This is a genomic window from Halalkalibacterium ligniniphilum (genome assembly GCF_000334155.1).
Taxonomy (GTDB): domain Bacteria; phylum Bacillota; class Bacilli; order Bacillales; family Bacillaceae_D; genus Halalkalibacterium; species Halalkalibacterium ligniniphilum.
In genome coordinates, this window is record NZ_ANNK01000158.1 from 19,696 (window position 1) to 40,389 (window position 20,694).

The 20,694-nt window shown below is 40.9% G+C and carries 23 protein-coding genes and 2 tRNA genes; 23 read left to right on the forward strand and 2 right to left on the reverse strand.

Translation table 11 applies throughout. The features are described from left to right. The first annotated feature begins 334 nt into the window (after positions 1-334). The 6 genes from BLT_RS0119310 (at position 335) to BLT_RS0119335 (ending at position 6,793) form a co-directional block, all read left to right on the forward strand. Entirely contained in the window at positions 335-1,384 is a 1,050-nt protein-coding gene (locus BLT_RS0119310; protein WP_017729364.1) for an ABC transporter ATP-binding protein, read from the forward strand. Positions 1,385-1,654: 270 nt separating this feature from the next. Further along, the gene (locus tag BLT_RS0119315; RefSeq protein WP_017729365.1) at positions 1,655-2,746 is read left to right on the forward strand and encodes an extracellular solute-binding protein; all 1,092 of its coding nucleotides are present in this window, start codon (positions 1,655-1,657) and stop codon (positions 2,744-2,746) included. A 33-nt stretch (positions 2,747-2,779) separates the two neighbouring features. Further along, complete coding sequence (locus BLT_RS0119320) at positions 2,780-4,465, forward strand: ABC transporter permease (protein WP_017729366.1); 1,686 nt, start codon at positions 2,780-2,782, stop codon at positions 4,463-4,465. 198 nt (positions 4,466-4,663) lie between these two features. Next, positions 4,664-4,975, forward strand: coding sequence for a DUF2325 domain-containing protein (locus BLT_RS0119325; RefSeq protein WP_017729367.1), 312 nt, complete (start codon positions 4,664-4,666; stop codon positions 4,973-4,975). A gap of 14 nt (positions 4,976-4,989) precedes the next feature. Continuing rightward, complete coding sequence (locus BLT_RS0119330) at positions 4,990-5,646, forward strand: hypothetical protein (RefSeq protein WP_152414411.1); 657 nt, start codon at positions 4,990-4,992, stop codon at positions 5,644-5,646. Between the two features lie 238 nt (positions 5,647-5,884). Further along, a complete protein-coding gene (locus BLT_RS0119335; protein WP_017729369.1) occupies positions 5,885-6,793 on the forward strand; it encodes a metal ABC transporter substrate-binding protein in 909 nt (302 codons plus the stop codon). A gap of 50 nt (positions 6,794-6,843) precedes the next feature. On the opposite strand, the gene BLT_RS0119340 is transcribed toward BLT_RS0119335, so the two are convergent. Further along, on the reverse strand, positions 6,844-7,587 hold the full coding sequence (locus BLT_RS0119340; protein WP_017729370.1) for a rhomboid family intramembrane serine protease: 744 nt from the start codon (positions 7,585-7,587) through the stop codon (positions 6,844-6,846). A 437-nt stretch (positions 7,588-8,024) separates the two neighbouring features. Here BLT_RS0119340 and acpS point away from each other — a divergent pair, with 437 nt between their 5' ends. The 14 genes from acpS to BLT_RS0119410 all read left to right on the forward strand — a co-directional run bounded on the left by acpS (position 8,025) and on the right by BLT_RS0119410 (position 19,456). Beyond that, the gene (gene acpS / locus BLT_RS0119345) at positions 8,025-8,384 is read left to right on the forward strand and encodes a holo-ACP synthase (protein ID WP_017729371.1); all 360 of its coding nucleotides are present in this window, start codon (positions 8,025-8,027) and stop codon (positions 8,382-8,384) included. A gap of 279 nt (positions 8,385-8,663) precedes the next feature. Further along, on the forward strand, positions 8,664-9,671 hold the full coding sequence (locus tag BLT_RS0119350; protein ID WP_017729372.1) for a LolA family protein: 1,008 nt from the start codon (positions 8,664-8,666) through the stop codon (positions 9,669-9,671). A gap of 185 nt (positions 9,672-9,856) precedes the next feature. Beyond that, positions 9,857-11,038 carry an alanine racemase gene (alr, locus tag BLT_RS0119355; protein ID WP_017729373.1) on the forward strand — a complete coding sequence of 394 codons (1,182 nt, stop codon included), beginning with the start codon at positions 9,857-9,859 and terminating at the stop codon, positions 11,036-11,038. Positions 11,039-11,193: 155 nt separating this feature from the next. Further along, entirely contained in the window at positions 11,194-11,472 is a 279-nt protein-coding gene (locus BLT_RS0119360; RefSeq protein ID WP_017729374.1) for a CopG family ribbon-helix-helix protein, read from the forward strand. A 3-nt stretch (positions 11,473-11,475) separates the two neighbouring features. Continuing rightward, positions 11,476-11,826: a type II toxin-antitoxin system PemK/MazF family toxin gene (locus BLT_RS0119365; RefSeq protein WP_017729375.1), complete on the forward strand. Its 351-nt coding sequence runs from the start codon at positions 11,476-11,478 to the stop codon at positions 11,824-11,826. Between the two features lie 395 nt (positions 11,827-12,221). Then, on the forward strand, positions 12,222-13,040 hold the full coding sequence (locus BLT_RS0119370) for an RsbT co-antagonist protein RsbRA (protein WP_017729376.1): 819 nt from the start codon (positions 12,222-12,224) through the stop codon (positions 13,038-13,040). 17 nt (positions 13,041-13,057) lie between these two features. Next, positions 13,058-13,414, forward strand: a complete 357-nt coding sequence (locus tag BLT_RS0119375) for an STAS domain-containing protein (protein WP_017729377.1) — start codon at positions 13,058-13,060, stop codon at positions 13,412-13,414. A gap of 3 nt (positions 13,415-13,417) precedes the next feature. Further along, complete coding sequence (locus BLT_RS0119380; RefSeq protein ID WP_017729378.1) at positions 13,418-13,831, forward strand: anti-sigma regulatory factor; 414 nt, start codon at positions 13,418-13,420, stop codon at positions 13,829-13,831. Between the two features lie 14 nt (positions 13,832-13,845). Beyond that, positions 13,846-14,859: a PP2C family protein-serine/threonine phosphatase gene (locus BLT_RS0119385; protein ID WP_017729379.1), complete on the forward strand. Its 1,014-nt coding sequence runs from the start codon at positions 13,846-13,848 to the stop codon at positions 14,857-14,859. Between the two features lie 61 nt (positions 14,860-14,920). Next, positions 14,921-15,253, forward strand: coding sequence for an STAS domain-containing protein (locus tag BLT_RS0119390; protein WP_017729380.1), 333 nt, complete (start codon positions 14,921-14,923; stop codon positions 15,251-15,253). Beyond that, entirely contained in the window at positions 15,250-15,738 is a 489-nt protein-coding gene (rsbW, locus tag BLT_RS0119395; RefSeq protein ID WP_017729381.1) for an anti-sigma B factor RsbW, read from the forward strand. The genes BLT_RS0119390 and rsbW overlap by 4 nt, the downstream gene beginning before the upstream one ends. Next, positions 15,698-16,483 carry an RNA polymerase sigma factor SigB gene (gene sigB / locus BLT_RS0119400; protein WP_017729382.1) on the forward strand — a complete coding sequence of 262 codons (786 nt, stop codon included), beginning with the start codon at positions 15,698-15,700 and terminating at the stop codon, positions 16,481-16,483. The genes rsbW and sigB overlap by 41 nt, the downstream gene beginning before the upstream one ends. Continuing rightward, positions 16,483-17,082 (forward strand): PP2C family serine/threonine-protein phosphatase, encoded by a 600-nt coding sequence (locus tag BLT_RS0119405; RefSeq protein ID WP_017729383.1) that lies wholly within the window; start codon positions 16,483-16,485, stop codon positions 17,080-17,082. The genes sigB and BLT_RS0119405 overlap by 1 nt, the downstream gene beginning before the upstream one ends. Positions 17,083-17,272: 190 nt before the next feature. Next, positions 17,273-19,456 carry a Tex family protein gene (locus BLT_RS0119410; RefSeq protein ID WP_017729384.1) on the forward strand — a complete coding sequence of 728 codons (2,184 nt, stop codon included), beginning with the start codon at positions 17,273-17,275 and terminating at the stop codon, positions 19,454-19,456. A 211-nt stretch (positions 19,457-19,667) separates the two neighbouring features. Here BLT_RS0119410 and cmpA read toward each other — a convergent pair whose 3' ends face one another. After that, entirely contained in the window at positions 19,668-19,799 is a 132-nt protein-coding gene (cmpA, locus tag BLT_RS23865; RefSeq protein ID WP_017729385.1) for a cortex morphogenetic protein CmpA, read from the reverse strand. A 110-nt stretch (positions 19,800-19,909) separates the two neighbouring features. Between cmpA and BLT_RS0119420 the strand changes: the two genes are divergently transcribed. The 3 genes from BLT_RS0119420 (at position 19,910) to BLT_RS0119430 (ending at position 20,686) form a co-directional block, all read left to right on the forward strand. Then, the gene (locus BLT_RS0119420) at positions 19,910-20,362 is read left to right on the forward strand and encodes a SprT family protein (protein ID WP_017729386.1); all 453 of its coding nucleotides are present in this window, start codon (positions 19,910-19,912) and stop codon (positions 20,360-20,362) included. Positions 20,363-20,519: 157 nt separating this feature from the next. Continuing rightward, a tRNA-Asn gene (locus BLT_RS0119425) sits at positions 20,520-20,594 on the forward strand. A gap of 1 nt (position 20,595) precedes the next feature. Next, positions 20,596-20,686, forward strand: a tRNA-Ser gene (locus tag BLT_RS0119430). The last annotated feature ends 8 nt before the right edge of the window (positions 20,687-20,694 follow it).

Sequence of the window (20,694 nt, forward strand, 5' to 3'; positions counted from 1 at the left end):
TCGATTCAAAACCTTCGCTTTCTTACTTTACAAAAAAAGAGAAGGGAAGTAAATGTTCAGTTCATTTATCCTTATTATTATTTTTTACCCTTTTTCTTACATAGACAATCAAAGAACTTTCAATCCTTCATGAAAGAAGTTTAAGGACTTACTCGTAAACTGCACTAGCATTATAATAGGTTATCGTTTTGTCTGAAATAAAATTGTTTGAAACTTCTGTCTCTATAATAGGATTTCGTTGACGCTTTCAAAAATACTGTGCTATAATTCATTTATAATGAAAATCATTCTCAGATAATGATAATAATACGTACGGCTTAAGTGGAGGGTTCTGATGAGTTTTATTCACCTACGTCAGCTAACTAAATTATATCGTAACTCCGTTCAACCAGCAGTTAACTCGATCGATCTAGCGATTGAACAAGGTGAGATTATTACATTGCTTGGACCAAGCGGGTGTGGAAAAACGACTACCTTACGGATGATTGCAGGTTTTGAACAGCCAACAAGCGGTTCAATCACAATTGGAAATGAACTTGTATATGAAAATCATTTTTCTGTTCCACCTGAAAAGCGTGGCATTGGGATGGTATTTCAAGACTATGCATTATTTCCCCATCTTTCAATTGAGAAAAATGTTATTTTTGGTTTGAATAAATGGAGCGGACGTGAAAAAAGAAAGCGTGCGAAAGAAGTGTTAGATCTCGTTGGGTTAGGAGAATACGGTTCTCGCTTTCCGCATGAGCTTTCAGGGGGACAACAGCAGCGTGTTGCTCTAGCAAGAGCATTAGCTCCAAAGCCTCATGTCGTATTAATGGATGAACCATTTAGCAATCTTGATGCAGGTTTGCGTGAAAAAATGCGCTTTGAGGTAACGAACATATTAAGAAAAGCCAATACCACCGCGATCATCGTTACCCACGACCAAAAGGATGCGTTTGCTGTATCTGATCGAGTAGTTGTTATGAATAAAGGGGTCATTCAACAAACGGCAACTCCTCGTGAAATGTACCGTTGTCCCAAGAACTGTTTTGTTGCGCAATTTGTTGGTAAAACGAACTTATTATCTGGAACCCTTTGTGATGATATGCAGCATGTGGATACGCACATTGGCAAAGTTTCCTTGCCGAGTCAATCGGAATCAATCCTCGAGGAGGTAAAGGTATCGATTCGTCCCGAGGGATGCCGGTTAGCTGAAAAAGGACGATACGCCGGTACTGTTCAAAGGGTAACCTATAGTGGAGAATATCAAGAGGTTGAGGTTCGACTAGGATCGGTGGCGGAACCAATGATCATTTACGCACCGATCGAACAGGAAATTGAAATTGATTCCATTGTTTCGTTTGATATTACTCCAGAATTAGTTGCCTTAGTTGAAAATTAAACAAGTAAATCAGTCTTCACAATGGAGGCTGATTTTTTAATTAGGTAATTTTTATAACCATTCCGAAAAGGGCCAGAATAATATTGCACATCGATAAAATGCAACAAAATGGTAATGCCTATAAATATTGTATTCTCATTAATGGAAAAAGTTAAAGAAATAAAAAAATTCCACTATATATGTTGACAATGATTCTCATTTGCAATATACTTCAAATCGTTGAGAATGAATATCATCTTCAAATTACATACGAATTAAAGGGGGAGCACAATGAATAAAGGATTGAAATTGCTACTTTTTGGATTGATGGCAATGGCGTTATTTGTGATTGCTGCATGCGGGGGAGCAGATGAGCCTGCTACGTCAGAGGAAGAACCAGCAGAACAAGCTGAGGACGGTGCAGAAGCCACAGAAGCTTCAGGTGAACTTGTCGTTTATTCTTCTCGTAATGAAAATTTCGTGGATGCCCTATTAAACAAATTCCAAGAAGAGACTGGGATTACTGTTCAAGCGCTACATGCAGGGGATAATGCAGTAAACCGTATCAAAGAAGAAGCAAACAATGTACAAGCTGATATTTTTATTTCAAATGATATTGGTGCACTTGAACACTTACGCTTAGAAGGGTTGTTAGAAGGTTCTGAGCCTGAAGGAATTGAATCAATTGATGAATTATATCGTGCAGAAGATAATTCATGGTTCGCATTATCTGCACGGACTCGTGTTTTAATGTATAATAAAGATCTGATCACAGAAGAAGAAATGCCAAAGAGCATTGTTGAATTGGCAGATCCAAAATGGAAAGGTCAATTTGCCATTACACGTGGTGGGAATGGTGGTATGATCGGACATGTCTCAGCCTTACGTAACGAGTGGGGCGATGAGAAAACAGCTGAATGGATTGCAGCAGTAAAAGATAATGCAGGTGCCATTCTAGAAGGTCATGGTGACATTCGCCGTGCTGTTGGAGCAGGAGAATTTGCGTTTGGACTAGTGAATAACTACTATTATCATCAGCAACTTCAAGAGCCAACAGATAATAATGTTGGTGTCATTTATCCAGACCAAGCAGAAGGTGAAATGGGAGCAGTAGTGAATGCAGCAGGAGTTGGTAAGGTAAGTGGTGGCCCGAATGCAGAGAATGCACAAATTTTCTTAGAATGGATTTTACAGCCTGAAAATCAACGCGAATTTTCATTTGAGTCTCTTGAAGTGCCAATAAACCCAGATATTGAAGCGCCTGAAGGGGCAGCAACAATTAGTGATTACAAAACACACGACATGCCATTAAGTGAGCTTGGAAAAGTGTGGGAAGATACTCGTCAACTTATTGAAGAAGCAGGCTTGGATTTAGATTTATAAAGATAATTATCGGTGAGTAGGAGCTGTCGCAGCATGAGTTCAAGCAAGGATCAACAACATCAACAACATAACAAGCGACATCATCAGGTTGGGGAGCATAGCTCTCCAACCTCTCACCGTTTATTTAAGAAAGGCTGGCTCCAGCTGTGGAATGGTAATCCACCGGGAACTATTTTATTAATGATGGCTGGCTTAACCGGCATTTTGATGGCTATTCCGATTGTATACGTTGTTTGGCGCTCTCTTTTTGCGGGGACCGATCGATGGATGCGGCTGCTGGATTCTCGTATTCCTCAACTATTATGGAATACGCTTTCTTTAACATTAATGGTCACAATATTTGCTGTAACGATTGGTGTGTCTCTTGCTTGGATTGTGAATCGGACGAATTTACCAGGGCGTAAAAACTGGCAGTGGCTGCTTGCCTTACCCCTTGTTATTCCACCATATGTTGGTGCCGTTGCATATATTCTCATCTTTGGCCCAAGAGGCTGGATTTGGCGATATTGGAATGAAAACGATTGGCTTAATCAGGTGTTTGGAGATTATCCACTAAATGTCTACACATTTTGGGGTGTGTTTTTCGTCCTGACGATGTTTACATTCCCTTATGTTTTTCTCATAGCTAGTGCATCACTTAGAAAAATGAATCGGAATTTTGAAGAAGTTGCCCGTTCCCAGGGTATGACAACGTCTCAAATCTTTTTGCGTGTCAATCTACCATTTTTGCGCCCCGCTATCGGTGCTGGAGCCATTCTCATTGCGTTGTATGTTCTTTCAGATTTTGGGGCGATTGCTATGCTTCGCTACACAACGTTCACAGCAGCTATCTATTATCAGATGGGGAGCTATGATAATCTATCAGCCACTGTGCTCAGTGTCGTACTCATCTTGCTTACGTTAGTCATACTATGGATCGAAGCGCGCACGAGAAAAAAGCAAAAATATTACCAGACGACGAATACCTTTCAAGAGCCGGATATCCTGTCACTTGGGAAATGGAAATGGCCAGTGTTTTTTTATGTTTCGGTCGTGTTTCTTTTCTCTGTTGCTCTACCAATTGTCGTCCTCGTCTATTGGTCGGTTATCGGCATTGGTGCAGGTGCACTCGATTCCCGCTTTTGGGGGTTTGCTTGGAATAGTTTGAGAGTTTCGGGAATGGCCGCATTTTTCTGTATGGTGCTTGCTTTGCCTGTCGTTTATTTACGCTCTCGCTACCCGTCAACCATTTCGACTTTAGTTGAGAAAATGAGTTACGCAGGGTATGCATTGCCAGGTGTCATCGTTGCGTTAGGGGTTATTTTCATTTTTAATCAATATATCCCTGCTCTTTATAACACGTACTATTTAATTGCGATTGCGTTCGTCATTCGGTTTCTACCACAGGCGATGCAGTCAACAGACGCATCATTAAGCTTAATTTCACCAAGAATCGATGAAGCGGCAAGAAGCTTAGGTCAGCCACCGTGGAAAGTGCTGTACAAAGTGATCATTCCATCGATTCTTCCGGGAATTTTAGCAGGTGGAGCACTCGTGTTCGTTAGTTCAATTAAAGAACTCCCTGCAACATTGCTACTTCGGCCACCAGGGTTTGATACGCTAGCCGTAAGGATTTGGGTAGAAACGAGTGAAGCGGTTTATCATTTAGCTGCACCAGCAGCATTGTTAATTATTCTTGTCTCGATCATACCGCTACGCTACCTATTAAAAAAATACTGACAAAAGGGACCTCATAGAAGGGTCTCTTTTTTTTGGAGAAGAATGCTGCAAAATGCTCTTATTGAAAGGAGTCTGCCGAGACCTAGTTTTTCTAAGGTCGTCCTAATTATCTGATTTTTGTTGACAATGAGAAAGGTTATCATTTAAACTGTAATTAATGAGAATGAGAATTATTATCAATAGAAGGAGGGCTTATTTATGTCTTCATTACTTATTGTCGGTGCTGATCATTTAGGAACCATTCCGAAAAAATTAAATGGGATAGGCTTTGAAGAAATCATCCATATAAGTGGTAGAAAAGTTCAAATGGTGAAAAAAGAAATCCCTTGTCATATTGATTTAGTTTTAGTGTTAACGGATTACATCAATCATAATTTGACGTCAGTATTAAAGAAGAAAGCAAACGAACAAGATATTCCGATTTGCTACGCTAAGCGATCTTGGTGTTCGATCTACAAAGCGATTGGACAATGTGAGCGTGCTTGTCTAAAGGATTGTCAATTTAAATAAGCAGGAGGGACACTGTGAGCCATTTAACTGAAACCAATGAACAAACCTTGAATTTACTACATGTACAGTCCTACATAAGCTGTCCCTACCGATTCTATTTTCAAAATCAATTGCGAAACATAGGGGATTCCACTAACTGGAGGGAGATGACACAGCTTTGTGTGAACAAGATCGTTCAAAAATATTACTTGCTTCAAAAAGAAGAGCGAACAAGCTACAACATATTGCAATTAATAAGGGAGCAATGGAGAAAGATAGACCCAGCTTGCTTTTCGGATACCGTCGAGTATGTGACGACTTTTGCGCGGTTCACCGACCATTTGCTTCATTTTTTACTCTCAGAGCAGCAGGCAGAAATTCCTTTGTTCCTATTTGAATCGATTCCGTTATCTTCCGTTGAAAAAGGTCTCGTGTTTGATGTTGCACTATGGGGAGAGCGTTCATTTGTCATAAAAAAATTTTTAGTAGACGTAGACGATCACCTTTTACATTCATATTTTTCAGCAGTTGAATATTTTTCACAAAAAGCATTTCATATCTTGCCAGAACAAATAGAAGTTCTTGATTTAGGAAGTGCGAGGCGCCATATTCATCTGCCTAAACAATTAAATGCAAGCATGGTCGAGCCGATTTGTTTTACATGCCCCATCGTAAATGATTGTAAAGAATAAATGGAGCGTATTCCTAAAAGGAGTAGGCTCTTTTTGATCTTTAAAAAATTGGGCAGATGGCACAAAATAAAAATTTTCTCTAGACTTTTTAATTAAAATATGAAAAAATAAGTTGCATAAGGTAAAAAAAATTAGTGGAAGCTAAAAAGTTTGTCCAGGAACAATCTCTTTTTTTAGATTTTGTTTTGCCTTGTTGCAACTTTTTGGTTGATAGTAAAAATATAAGGAGGAAGTGACGTTGAGAAAAAAGTCTTTGTCGTTTTTGTTAGCTGGATTAATAAGTGTGGTGCTCGTTGCTTGCGGAGAAGAAGAGCCTAATCAAGATTCATCTGAAGAGGAAGGCCTTCAGATTGTCACAAGCTTCTCAATTCTCGCTGATCTTGCACAAGAGGTGGCAGGGGATCGCTCGAGTGTAGAGTATATTGTGCCGATTGGAGAAGACCCACATGGATATGAGCCTGTGCCTAGTGATTTCCAAAAGGTTTCAGATTCAGATGTGTTTTATGTGAATGGACTAGGGCTTGAAGGCTGGTTACAACGTTTAGTTGAAAACGTAGGAGATGTAAATACGGTTGAAGTATCACAAGGACTAACGACGATACCTTTAGAAGGTCAGGATGGGGAAGACCCTCACGCTTGGCTAGCGGTTTCAAATGCGATTCATTATGTGGAAGTCATTAGAGACGACTTAATCGAACGTGACCCTGAAGGAAAAGCTATTTACACGGAGAATGCAGAGGCGTACATTCAAGAGCTTGAGGAACTAGATTCATTGATTCAAGAAGAGCTTTCAGCGATTGAAGAAAGCAAACGGACGATTGTTGTTAGTGAAAATGCATTCCGTTATTTTGGCGAAGCATACGGAATTGAAACAGAAGGGATTTGGGAGCTGAACTCCCATGAGGAAGGAACACCTGGTCAAATTGCGAGAGTGGTTGATTTGATTCAAGATAAAGGACTGCCAGCCGTTTTTGTAGAAACGACTGTTAACCAACAGTACATGGAGACTGTCGCAAGCAATGCCAACGTGACGATAGCTGGGGAGGTTTATACTGATGCAGTAGGCCTTGATGGCAGCGGAGCGGAAACTTATATTACAATGATGGAGCACAATGCGCGAACGTTTGCTGATGGATTAACTCAATAGCTAAAAAGACCCTTCTTGCTCATTCAGAGTACGAAGGGTCTTTTAAATGGTTAAAAAAGCTGTGTTAGGAAGCCGACTAGAACAAGTCCAATGAGTAAAATCCAAAACACTCGCCCGAAAACTCGAGGGTTTATCTGTCTTCTACGCCAACGATTTGGGTTAAATGTCACTTCCTGCTCATCATAGACATGTTGATACGCATGGTAGGGATGAGCACCTGCAAGAATAATCGGCGCGAGAGCTGCACCGCCAATGAGTCCAAATAAATGAGCAAGAATGTTAATGTTCGAATTGACAAAGGTCATAACCAATCCAATCACTAAAATGATCATAACAAGTTGAGAATTTGCCTGGTCAATTAAATCCTTTCGATTAAGGATCATATACAGATAAATTCCAAAAAGGCCGAATATTGCGCCAGAGGCCCCGAGGTGGTAGTATGACAGCCCACCTAAATAATAGGTGGCGATGTTTGCGATAATACCTGAGAGTAAGTAGATAAGTAAGAATTTCCACTTACCGAGCATTCGCTCAAGAGCTGGGCCAAAAATTACAAGTGAAAATGAATTAAAGACAACATGGCCTAATCCAATATGGAGAAAGATAGGCGTGATCAAGCGCCAATATTCTCCGTTCGCCACAGCGTAATTATCACCAATGCCCAATGCTAGAATCGAACCACCGCCTGGTAGTAAGTTCATCCATAAAAATAAAATGAGATGGATCGCAACAAGCGTCGTCACGACAGGGTAACTTCGGCGAAACGAATAAAAGCTTTCATTTCGGATAAACATGATTAACCACCTTTTCAATGAGGGCTGTGTTTCAACATTACCCCCTTATGTTCTTTTTTAGAAGATGCATTTTTTAAGCTGCTTAGCTACAGGCACCAGAGGCTTGAGGTCGCTTCAATTTCTCCTACAGAAACTGTATGAGCGGCTCCTTCTTTCCACTTGGATGAGAACGAGTTCGTCAGGTAATGCTGAGCAACCTTTCAATGAAGGGGTGTGAGCGGAAGGGCTTCATTGTTTCATCAACTTGAACTGAAGCTCCGTCCCCTTTTCCACTGAAAACAAATAACATTTAGTTTCGGAGCGCTTGTCATTGCTTGGCAGGCACCTTGCACTTTTTATTATAACAAGAAGTAGGGGCGGAGGCTTGAAAGATGGTTTTTATGCTAAAGTATATGTATGAAAATCAGCGATTGTTATGACGGTTAAGAGGTGAAGGGATGATTATTGGAACAGGTGTTGATATTGTAGAGATTGAACGAATTCATTCAATGGTCGAGAACCACCCTCAATTTATTGAAAAAATTTTAACGGTTCAAGAACGGGAAAAATATTATACGTTGTCGAGAAAACGAAAAATCGAGTTCGTTGCAGGTCGCTTTGCTGCAAAAGAAGCTTTTGTGAAAGCAGCGGGAACTGGGATTTCGGCTCGATTTGGATGGCATGATATTGAAGTATTATCAGAAGAAAATGGAAAGCCATTTATTCAAGCAGAGATTGATGCGGTGATTCATGTTTCCATTTCACATAGCCAATCTTATGCGATTTCCCAAGTCATTCTTGAACGCTTGTCAAGCTAGTCTGCATATTGCCCGTGTTTGTCTCATATAGTTGTAATGCGATGAGGGAGACCTATCGATTCAAAGGGAGTAAGGGTAAAAGGGTGCCTCAAGATTAGCTTTTGCTTATTACTAATTAAGCATAGCCAATTATTGGGCTAGTCTACCGATCCATCCCTCCATTTGAATGTATAGAACTTCTCCTTTGATAACTAGGAATTTCTCTTTCCTAACGCATCAGGAAGACAAGGACGTATCTTGTTTTTCTAATCTTTCAAATGAGACAAAGGGGTGAATGCATTGAAAAGAGCAAGATGGTTTGTAGCCCTCGGCCTTATTTTTACGCTGATGCTTGTGGGTTGCGGCGAAAAAACACAAGAGGACGTAATCGGAGACTTAGACAAAAAGTTGACGGAAATGAATGGCTACAAAGCAAAAGCAACGATGACCCTACAGACAGGTAAAGACCCACAAATGTACGAGGTTGAGGTGTGGCACCAAAGAAAAAGCTTTTATCGAGTCGCCTTGAAAAACCAAAACAAGGATCAGAGTCAGATTATTTTACGGAATGATGATGGTGTATTTGTCTTAACACCTGCTCTAAACAAAAGCTTCCGTTTCCAAAGTGATTGGCCAACGAATAGTAGTCAAGTTTATTTATTTGATTCACTCGTTCAGGACATTTTAATGGACCCGGAGCGTAAATTTACAGCAACTGATGAGCATTATGTATTTCAGACAAGTACAAATTATCAAAATAAAAACTTGAACAGTCAAGAGGTTACGTTAAATAAAAAGGATTTATCGCCGAGGCAAGTGAAAATAATGAATGCAGACTTAGAGGTTCTCGTGCAGCTTGATTTTACAGAATTTGCTCTTGATCCTAGCTTTAATGATGGAGACTTTGATATGGAACGGAATATGACAGGAGCTCAGATGGATGTTCCGACAATGGCTGAGCCAAGTGAACCGATGACCGTTCATTACCCAATGTATGAACCACAAGGCACGGAGTTTGCAGGTTCTCAAGAAATTGAAACAGAGAATGGAAAACGGGTTGTTCTTCAATATGAAGGTGAGCGATCGTATACGCTCATTCAAGAGCAGAGCCAAATTGTCCCAGCCTCTATACCAATGCATGTAAGTGAAGGGGAACCAGTGGATTTAGGTTTTACAATTGGTGTAATGACGGAAGAGTCGATTATGTGGTCATACAACGGTGTCGATTTCTTTTTGGCTTCTCAAGACCTTGACCAAGAAGAAATGATGGCGATTGCCCGCTCTGTTTATGGAACGCTTGAAAAATAGGAATGATTGACGGGGATGGACCAACTGCTCAGTTCAAACGGATGAACTGGGCTTTCTTTCATAAAGTACTGTTGTAAAAAGCCTACCCATTTCATTTCCTCCTCCCCTTTTTGCCTGATTGACATGGCTTGTTTGCAAGAAGATAATGTTGATAATAGAGAGAACATAAGCAGCAGGATGGTGAAATGGTCGTGGGAGAAGCAACGCAATCATTTTTTCGAGATACGTGGGTAGAGGTTGATTTATCAGCGATTGAAGATAATATTCGGGGCGTTAAGGAGCTTTATCAAGACAAAGAAATGACAATCATGGCGATTGTAAAAGCAGACGGATATGGTCATGGTGCTCTAGAAGTAAGTCGCGCTGCCTTAGATGCAGGAGCAACTTTTCTTGGTGTTGCCCTTCTTGATGAGGCCCTGAAACTCAGGAAGGGAGGGATTGATGCGCCGATTCTTGTTTTAGGCAGGACGCGTCCGACCGATGTTCAGCTTGCTGTTATGCATAACATTTCATTGACAGTCTACCAGCTCGATTGGGTGGAAGAAGCGCAAAAGCATTTACAGCCAACTGATACGCTAAAGGTTCATATGAAGCTTGATTCAGGTATGGGACGAATCGGGCTACGAGAAAAAAAGGAAATAGATGAAATCATCGAGGCGCTTTCCGCTTCTAATACAATCAAATTAGAAGCAATTTTCACCCATTTTGCTACAGCGGATGAGCAAGATCTTCGATATTTTCAAGAGCAGTATCAACGGTTTTTAACAATGCTTGAGTGGATTCAGGCAAAGGGTATTACTGTGCCCTACATCCATTGTGGAAATAGTGCCACTGCACTTCGCTTTCCAGACAAAACCTTCAACATGATTCGTTTTGGCATTTCCATGTATGGACTAACACCTTCCTTAGAGATTAAGGCTGAATTGCCATTTCAACTTAAACAGGCTTTCTCGCTTCGCTGTAGGCTAACTCACGTGAAAAAGCTACCTGCTGGTGAAGCGATAAGCTACGGAGCAACGTATCGTACAACAGAGGATGAATGGATTGGAACATTACCGATCGGGTATGCGGATGGCTGGCTGCGGTATCACGCCTCGAATGGTGGCTATGTATTAGTTGAAGGTGAGGAAGCTCCATTTGTAGGTCGGATTTGCATGGATCAATGCATGGTAAGATTACCCAAAAAATTTGATGTAGACACGGTCGTAACCCTTATTGGAAAAGATAAGGGGAATGAGATTTCCATGGATGATGTGGCTGTGCGTTTAAATACAATTAATTATGAAATCCCTTGTGTAATTGGCCCCCGTGTCCCAAGAACATACTACAGACAAAAAGAGTTGGTTTCGGTAAAAAATATTAAATAAAAAATTGAATGAATGGAAGGAAATCTAGGGAGAATTGGCGAATAATATAGCTTGTTGGGATTGAAAGCCACTTTGCAATTCCATTATTCAAATGCTATTATTAATCTGGGATAAAAAATCTTGAGGTCACAGGTGGATGTTGGGGGTGCTTGTTTGTGTCAGAGCAGGGTACAAAGCGAATTGTAGTGAGCTTGCCACAGCATTTGTTAAATGAGGTGGATGGTGTCATTAAGGAAGAGAATGTAAACCGTAGCGAATTTATTTCACAAGCGACAAAAATGTATCTCCGGGAGCGTAAAAAACGCCAGATTCGTGAGACGATGCAACAAGGTTATATTGAAATGGCTAAAATTAACCTTAATATTGCATCAGAAGCTTTTCTTGCCGAGGAGGAAGCCGAACACACCCTAGATCGCTTAGTTAGTGGGGTGTAGAGGTTGATTGTCAAACGTGGCGACGTGTACTTTGCTGACTTATCTCCTGTTGTTGGTTCCGAGCAAGGTGGGGTCCGGCCAGTTCTCGTCATCCAAAATGATATTGGGAATCGATTTAGTCCGACCATTATCGTCGCAGCTATCACTGCTCAAATCCAGAAAGCAAAATTGCCGACTCACGTTGAAATCAATGCAAAGCGGTATGGGTTTGACCGTGATTCGGTGATTTTGTTAGAGCAAATCCGAACGATTGACAAACAACGGCTCACTGATAAAATCACACATTTGGATGATGATATGATGACGAAAGTGAACGATGCCCTATTGATTAGTTTAGGGCTCATTGATTTTTAACACTCCGTATATGTGTGAGACGGGGTGTTTTTTTAATTCACCTTTATCTTAGCTAAGGATAGAGACAGGGCCATAAGAATTGGCTTGTAGCAGGCTAGGGTCACAATCTTACCTCATAGACTTTATAGAAAAAAGAAGTTTGCAGAATGGTTAAATGGGGAATACAAAAAGGTGTTTAGAAGGGGAATCAATGTATGCTCATGAATAGTGAAATGGCTCCTATCAGTAAATCAGATACGACCTAGTTTTTAGGGTTGGTTGTGATACATAGTGTGAAAAACGAACATTTTCGCCCATGCTTTTTACAATTGTTATAGAAAATTTTGTGCATTTGCCTTTGCAACTCGAAAAAAGTCATGAAATAATAAAGTTAACAACCGACTGGAGGATGTTTAATGCAACCGTTTATCGTTTCATTTATCATTGAACAAAAAGATGAGCTGCGCGCTCGTTGGGAAGAAGAATTAAACGCGATCCGTCATGAAAGCTACTTAGAGCGAATCTCTGAAACGCTCTATGAAAATACGAATGCTGAATTCATGTCTCTAGTTTTCGAAACAGTCGAATTAAGTCAAGAAGAAGCAAAGAATCACTTGAGCCCGCATACCGATCGACTGATTCAAAGTGGATGGCCTCTCGTCTATTTCACGAAAGGATTGCAGGCTTTTCGGCGTGTCATGTTAAACGCATTAGCTGAGAAAGAAAAGGATGTCAAGCGAATGCTTGAGGTTTTTAATGACATTGAAACATGGATTGACGGAATGATTAATCAGCTCGTTCATGATTACACAGGTTCTTGGGAAGATATTTTTGAAATGCAAAAGCTTTCCCTGCTTGAACTTTCTGCTCCCCTTATTCCTGTGTTTGAAGGGGTTACGGTTATGCCTTTGATTGGAACAATTGACACGCAGCGAGCAAAGCTTATTATGGAGAATTTACTTGATGGTGTTATAAAGCATCGCTCACAAGTCGTTCTCATTGATATTACGGGAGTACCTGTTGTGGACACGATGGTTGCCCATCATATCATTCAAGCTTCAGAAGCCGTTCGCTTAGTTGGTGCGAAATGTATATTAGTAGGGATTCGTCCAGAAATTGCTCAAACGATTGTGAATTTAGGGATCGATTTAGGTAAATTTCCTACAAGAAGCACATTGCGTAAAGGGATAGAGACCGCATTAGAATTTACGAATAAGAAAATGGTTAATTTGTAGGATGGGGGTTGTACAAAATGAGGATTCCGATTTTAAAACTGAATCAATATTTACTGATCAGTGTACAAGTGGAATTGGATGATCAAACGGCTCTTCTCTTTCAGGAAGATTTGTTAAATAAGATACATCAGGAAGGATCCCTAGGGGTAGTCATTGATTTGACGTCTGTTGACATGATTGACTCATTTATTGCCAAAGTGTTAGGCGATGTCGTCGATATGTCTAGCTTAATGGGTGCCAAGGTTGTCTTAACAGGTATCCAACCTGCTGTTGCGATTACGCTCATTGATATGGGTATTAAACTAGAAGATGTTAGAACTGCTCTTGATTTAGAGCAGGGTCTTGAGAAATTGCAACAGGAACTGGAGGGATGATGGATGAAAGCCCATTCCAGCGTTGAAGTTAATAATGAATGGGGCATTGTCGCTGCTAGACAAGAAGGACGAACCCTTGCAAAAGAAATTGGATTCGGTAGCGTCGATCAAGCTCGAATCACAACGGCCATCTCAGAATTAGCGAGAAACATCTATCTATATGCCAAACGGGGAGAGATTTGTCTCGAAAAAGTTGAGAAGTCAGATAAAACTGGTATGAAACAAGGGATTAAAATTATTTCGCGAGATCAAGGGCCAGGTATCAAGGATATTCGACAAGTGATGGAAGATGGGTTTACTACATCAGGAGGACTAGGTGCTGGGCTACCTGGTGTAAAGCGGTTGATGGATGAATTTTCAATTGAATCGAATCAAGGAGTGGGAACGATTATAACAGCGATTAAATGGCTCCGTTAAAAGGAGGATATTTTGTGAAAGACACAGAAACAAAGCTGCAACAAAGCTATCGCCAAATTTTATGCGCCTTTCTAGAAAATAAAAGCGAACAAGGTCTTTACAATGCACAGCAATTCACAAAAAAGCTGTTAGAGCAACAAATTTCTCCTGAGGAGCTTGTGAGTTTACATTGTGCCGTGATCGATGAGTTGTTTCCGACTTTACCTGAAGAGGTGCAGGATTCATTTGATTTTTTACTTGAAGTCATGATCGGGTATGGTCTTGCTTACCGAGAGCATCAAAGCTTACGGGATCGCCAGCGAGAATTAGAATCGGAAATTGAAGTGGCTGCGAACATGCAGCAAACGTTATTGCCTAAAGTGACGCCTTCAATACCGTCATTAGATATAGGGGTTTTAAGTGTACCTGCAAATAAAATGAGTGGCGACTATTATCATTATGTTCAGGACGACTATGACTGTATCGGCATAGCGATTGCTGACATTATTGGAAAAGGTGTGCCTGCTGCTCTTTGTATGTCCATGATTAAGTATGCGATGGACAGTATACCTGAGCAGTGCCCTCAACCAAGTGAGCTATTAGAAAACTTAAACCGTGTCGTAGAACAAAATATCGATGACAGCATGTTTATTACGATGATGTACGGATACTATCATTCTACAAATCATGAATTTCGCTATTCCGGTGCCGGCCACGAGCCGGGGTTTTTTTATCATGCAGAAGAAGATACGTTTGAGGAGCTTTATGCAAAAGGACTTGTATTAGGATTATCGAAAAAAACAAAATTTCGGGAATATTATAAGAAAGTTAAACCAGGAGATTTCATCGTATTTCTTTCAGATGGTGTAACCGAATGTCGGGTCGACGACCGATTTATTGAACGGGAAGAGATCATTAACTTAATTCGAAAGTATTTACACTTCGATGCGCAAGAAATGGTCAATCGAGTCTATTATGAGTTAGCTAAGCTACAGGGATTCAATCTGCGTGATGATTTTACTTTGATGATCCTTCGGCGAAAGGTTTAGAGAAAATAGAATGGTGGTATGTTAACTAATAGTTTATTTAACGAACCTAGGAGGTAATAGAATGAATTTGGACATTCGTCAAGAGCAGAAAGGTGAGGCAGAATATTTATTTTTAATTGGAGAGATTGATGCTTACACTGCTCCGAAATTAAGAGATCATCTCATTCCTCTTATTACAGAATCAAAGGGCCGACAAGTTATCGTAGACCTGTCGGATGTCCAATATATTGATAGTACAGGCTTAGGGATTTTCATTGGGGCGCTTAAGGCTGCTCATACTCATGAAAGCACGTTAAAGCTTGTAGGAGTGACGGAGCGTGTACAACGTCTTTTTAAAATCACTGGTTTAGATGAAGTGATGGATATGGATAATCAAAGGGAGGAAGCAAAATGAACGTTCAACAAGCGGATAGTATCGAGTTAACTGTCCCTGCTAAACCTGAATTTGTTGGTGTCGTACGTTTGACTGTTTCTGGAATAGCAAATCGACTAGGATATACGTACGATGAGATCGAAGACATTAAGATAGCTGTTGCAGAAGCATGTACGAACGTGGTGGATCACGCCTATGAAGAAGGTGGATCGATTGCGGTTTCTTTTCATCTTTACGATGATCGGATGGAAGTAGTCGTTGCCGATCAAGGTCAAAGCTTTGATATCAAAGGATTGCGCGAGAAGCTTGGTCCTGTTGATGCCAGTCAACCAATTGGTGATTTGAAGGAAGGAGGGCTAGGTTTATTCCTTATTAATACGTTAATGGATAAAGTGGAAATACATGATGAATCAGGAATTGTGTTGGTCATGACCAAGTTCCTTCAAAGAGATGGGGTGGGACACGATGTCGATGGAATCTCTTCAGCACAAGAAGAACAAAGATGACGTTTACGAGTGGATTCGCTTGTTTCAAGAAAAGCGGGATGAGGAAATTCAAACAAGATTAGTGAAACATTTCGAGCCTCTCGTCCAATCGTTATCGCGAAAGTTCTCCCGAAGTCGTGAACATGATGAAGACCTCTTTCAAGTAGGGATGGTTGGTCTCCTCGCTGCATTGCAGCGGTTTGATAATGAGTTCGGTCGTAGCTTTGAATCTTTCGCTGTACCAACAATTGTCGGAGAAATCAAGCGTTTTATTCGAGATAAAACATGGAGCGTTCATGTTCCGCGTCGCATCAAAGAACTTGGTCCAAAAATAAAAAAAGCGGTCGAAACTCTTACTTCAGAGCTTCAGCGGTCTCCTAAAGTGGAAGAGATTGCAGCTTATTTAGGTGTGACGGAAGAGGAAGTTCTTGAAACGATGGAGATGGGGAAAAGTTATCAGGCCCTTTCAGTTGACCGGTCCCTAGAGGCGGATCAAGAAGGCGGAGAAGTGACGCTGCTTGATTTGGTAGGCTCCGAGGATGATGGGTTTGAAAAAGCAGAACAACAGATGTTGCTGCAAAAGGCATTTCAAGTGCTCAATGAACGTGAAAAACAAATTTTGCATTACACTTACTTCGAAAATTTGAGCCAAAAGGAAACGGGAGAAAGACTTAATATTTCGCAAATGCATGTATCTCGTTTGCAGCGGCGTGCCCTTCAAAAATTACGAGAGTCCATTCGGATTGAGTCATCGGAGGCTTTGTAATGATGACATTTTTTGAAAACGACAAGCTGGAAATTGCCGCTTTGCAAAAAGCAAAGCTAGGGAAAAGCTGTTGCGGTGATGCTTACGTTGTTATAAGAGAGGAGTCATATGCATTATGTGCAGTAGTGGACGGTCTTGGTAGTGGTGAAGGTGCCTCGAAATCTGCTTTAAAAGCAGTGAGAATGATTGAAGCTCATCATGATAAAGATGTTCGAACGATTGTTGAAAAGTGCAATGCTGCACTTACTAGTATGCGAGGTGTCGTCTTGACTGTCGTCAAGTTTGATTTTACGAAACAAGAGCTATGCTATAGCAATATAGGTAACATACGCTTTGTCCTGCATTCTCCTGATGGAACCTCTTTAGAACCGCTACCGGTTCGTGGGTATTTGTCTGGTCGAAAACAAAACATCACGATGAAACGTTTCCCCTACAAGCATGGAAGTGCTTTTATGCTACATTCTGATGGTATTCAGGCCCCCCCTAAGAAAACCTTTCTCATGAAAATGGAATCTCCTAAAGAAATGCCGAATGAACTTATTTCTACTTTTGATAATCCTTCTGACGATATGACAATCTTGGTAGGAAAGCTTTTATAATATGGTCTGCTCTAAAAAGAGAGTGGGCCTTTTTATATTCTCAGTAGATGATTGTGACTTCTATTTGGTTCATTGGATGGAGGACAAATGCGTCAGAATGTGGAATGAATCAGTAGGGGAATTATGCTATGATGAAGCCAATTGCCTTTACAGCATGGAAATTAAGCTTTTTTAAAAGGAGCGTTTCGAAATGAAGGAACAAGACTATGAGTCAAATCTAATTCAACAGTTATCAAAAGAACTCACATTAAAAGACACATACATAAAGCAAGTCATTCAGTTAATGGATAACGGCAATACAGTCCCATTTATTGCTCGTTATCGAAAAGAGCTTACAGGGGGAATGGATGAAATTCAAATCCGTAAGGTTGCTGAAAAATGGGCGTATGGAAAACAGCTACAAGAACGAAAAGTCGAAGTGATTCGCCTCATTGAAGAGCAAGGAAAGCTCACTCTAGAATTAAAAGAAAGCATCATGCAAGCCGTAAAGCTCCAAGAAGTAGAAGATCTATACCGCCCGTATAAGCAAAAGCGTCGGACAAAAGCGACGGTGGCGAAAGAAAAAGGGTTGGAGCCATTTGCGACTTGGTTATTTCACTTCCCACGTGAGGGAGATGTGGAAGGGGAAGCTGCTGCTTATCTTTCAGAAGAACATGAATTAACTACAATTGAAGAGGTATTGCATGGAGCTCGAGATATCATTGCTGAATGGGTGGCTGATGATGCTGATTTACGAAAGAAAGTAAGAGATTTAGGCTTTAAAGAAGGGACGATCGTGACAAAAGTAAAAAATGAAGAAAAAGATGAAAAAGGTGTATTTGAGATGTATTATGATTACGCCGAGCCTGTCAGATCACTTGTCCCTCACCGTACGTTAGCGTTGAACCGGGGAGAGAAGGAGGAAGTACTTCGTGTTAGCATTCAATTTCCAGTTGAACGAATCATCCGTCTCATGGAAACAACATTCATTCGTCGTCATGCTTCCCCGTCCGTGCCTTATGTGAAAGCAGCGATTGAGGATGGATATAAACGCTTGATTGAACCTGCGATTGAAAGGGAAATTCGTAATGAGTTGACAGAAAAAGCCGAGGAACAAGCCATCCATATTTTTTCAGAGAATTTGCGAAATCTTCTACTTCAACCACCAATGAAAGATAAGGTCGTACTTGGAGTAGACCCAGCCTATCGAACTGGGTGCAAGTTAGCAGTAGTAGACGAGACAGGAAAAGTATTAGACATTCAAGTCATTTATCCAACGCCGCCACGAAATGAAATTGAAAAAGCGAAAAAGGTTGTTAAGCACCTTATCGAAAAGCATCAAATTCAAATGATTGCGGTTGGAAATGGTACGGCTTCAAGGGAAACTGAGCAGTTTGTTGCTGCTATCATTAAAGAATTACCACAACCGATCTTTTACTTGATTGTTAATGAAGCAGGGGCCAGTGTGTATTCTGCTTCTGACCTTGCGCGCGAAGAATTCCCTCATCTTCAAGTAGAGGAGCGAAGTGCGGTTTCAATTGCAAGGCGCTTACAGGATCCGCTCGCAGAGCTGGTGAAAATTGATCCGAAATCAGTGGGAGTTGGACAATATCAGCATGATGTCTCACAAAAGCGATTGAATGAGTCATTAACGTTTGTCGTGGAAACGGTTGTTAACCAAGTAGGGGTAAATGTGAATACTGCATCACCTTCTCTCTTACAATATGTTGCAGGTCTTTCTAAGTCAGTTGCGGTCAATATTGTTAAAAAGCGGGAAGAGGAAGGACGTTTTGTGAGTCGGAAGCAATTAAAGAAGGTTCCTCGTCTTGGTGCAAAAACCTACGAGCAGTGCATCGGCTTCCTTCGTATTTTAGAAGGAGAAAACCCGCTTGATGCAACAGGGATACACCCAGAAAGTTACGGGGAAACGGAAAAGCTGTTAGAGCGTGTAGGAGCATCTCTTGGTGACATTGGGACTGAACAATTAAAAGAACACTTACAATCGCTCTCTGTTCAAGAATTGGCAGGCGAGTTAGAAGTGGGTGTTCCGACTCTTCAAGACATTATTGATGCATTAATACGACCAGGCCGAGATCCACGCGATGAAGTGGCGAAGCCGCTTCTTAAAAAAGATGTCCTCCAATTAGAAGATTTGTCCCGAGGAATGGAATTGCAAGGAACGGTACGAAATGTCGTTGACTTTGGAGCGTTTGTTGATATCGGTGTGAAGCAAGATGGGCTTGTTCATATCTCGAAGCTTGCAAACCGTTTTATTAAGCACCCTCTCGAAGTCGTGGCGGTAGGTGAAATCGTAACAGTGTGGGTAGATGATGTAGATATAAAAAAAGGAAGAATCGCCTTGACGATGCTGCAACCAAAAGAAGAACTCGTATAATGAAAAAATCGCTGTGAGCAAGGGGTTAACAATTTAGTAAGGGCTAAGAGGCTTTGTACGTAGATAAGAAAGGTTAATATTTAAAGCTGTCTAGCTACAGGCGTCAGCGGCTTAAGGACGCTTTAGCTTGTAAATGATTTCCTAAAATCCGGCTACGTATTGAATAACTCCAGCCACTAGTGGCGGCTGAACAAGAGCCTTGCGACCTTTCTTAATTGTTCTGCTTTGCTTGCAGCGTTTCTTTTTTCTTATAATAAAACCAACATTGGTTCAACAGTTTTACTTTGTAACGATTTTTTTGGGCGTAAGCTGCGCGCAGTTGATTGATAAGCCAATTTGGCATGTTCGCCAACTCCCTTAACCGTGTGTAATCGTAATTAGTATATGTTGCCATGGTTGTCAAGGTTATCGTTTTTTTTTTTTTTTTCAAAGTATAGAAAAAGGATGAACAGAATGAATCAAAGTGAGCTGCAAAAGTTAGTGGAGGAGATCTCATTAAAATATTTCCAACGACCATTTAAGCATGTCGCCCGATTTAACGGGCGGTTAAGAACGACTGGGGGCAGGTATCTTTTACAATCGCATGACATTGAGGTGAACCCAAAGCAGTTAGAGGCTTTTGGAGAAGAGGGGATTATCGGCATTATTAAACACGAATTATGCCATTATCATTTACATATACAGAAAAAAGGGTATCGCCATCAGGATAAAGACTTTAAAGCATTGTTAAAGAAGGTGGGAGCTCCGCGCTTTTGTGAAGTTGTTCCAGGTACAAGAAATCAATTGAAGAGTATTCATCTTTATGCATGTCAGAGCTGCGATCTTATTTATCAGCGAAAAAAAAGAATTGATACAACCCGTTATGTTTGTGGTAAATGCTCAGGGAAATTAAAAAAAATAAAATGAAATTTAATGTTGATTTACGAGCATCGATTGTGCTATATTATAGAAGTCGCTGAGCGAGACTGGCTCTTAGCGAAGGGAAAAAGGCTTTCAAAATAGGGATTGACACAAATTATCACATCCTTTAAAATGTAAAAAGTCTAGATTGAAAAAGTGATATTCCACAGTAGCTCAGTGGTAGAGCAATCGGCTGTTAACCGATCGGTCGTAGGTTCGAGTCCTACCTGTGGAGCCAAGGAGAAGTACCCAAGTGGCTGAAGGGGCGCCCCTGCTAAGGGTGTAGGTCGTTTACGCGGCGCGAGGGTTCAAATCCCTCCTTCTCCGCCATATTTACT